At 67.8% G+C, this 748-nt stretch carries 1 protein-coding gene; it reads left to right on the top strand.

Annotation, left to right across the window (positions count from 1 at the left end; all coding sequences use genetic code 11):
• Positions 1 to 748 (top strand): TAXI family TRAP transporter solute-binding subunit (locus HTA01S_RS24435; protein ID WP_068176662.1); only part of this gene is annotated, 748 nt, incomplete at both ends.

Here is a 748-nt window from a genome sequence, read left to right as displayed (position 1 = left end):
GGCCCAGCAACAACAATTCATCAACGTGCTCACCGGCGGCCAGAGCGGCGTGTACTACCCGCTGGGCGTGGCGCTGTCGCAGATCTTCGCCAAGGACATCGCAGGCGCACGCGCCACCGCCCAGGTCACCAAGGCCTCGGCCGAGAACCTCAACCTGCTGCAGGCCGGCCGCGGCGAGCTGGCCCTGACGCTGGGCGATGCCCTGTCCGACGCCTGGAAGGGCGAGGCCGAGGCGGGCTTCCCCAAGAAGCTGGACAAGCTGCGCGGCCTCTCGGCCACCTACAACAACTACATCCAGATCGTCGCCAGCGCCGACTCGGGCATCAAGACCCTGGCCGACCTCAAGGGCAAGCGCATTTCGGTGGGCGCGGCCAAGTCGGGCACCGAACTGAACGCGCGCGCCATCTTCAAGGCCGCCGGCCTGAGCTACAGCGATCTGGCCAAGGTGGAGTACCTGCCGTTTGGCGAGTCGGTCGAGCTGATGAAGAACCGCCAGCTCGACGCCACGCTGCAGTCCGCCGGCCTGGGCGTGGCCTCCATCCGTGACCTGGCCACCGCGGTCAAGATCGTGGTGGTCTCCGTGCCCGCCGATGTGGTGGCCAAGGTTGGTGACCCGGCCTACCAGCCCGCCATGATCCCGGCCAACACCTATGGTGGCCAGACCGAGGCCGTGGCCACCGCGGCCATCCCCAACTTCCTCGTGACCCACAGCGGTGTCTCCGATGACGTGGCCTACCGCATGGCCAAG

The organism is Hydrogenophaga taeniospiralis CCUG 15921 (genome assembly GCF_001592305.1).
In the GTDB taxonomy this organism is placed as follows: Bacteria; Pseudomonadota; Gammaproteobacteria; order Burkholderiales; family Burkholderiaceae_C; genus Hydrogenophaga; species Hydrogenophaga taeniospiralis.
This window is presented reverse-complemented; position numbering and strand designations above follow the sequence as displayed.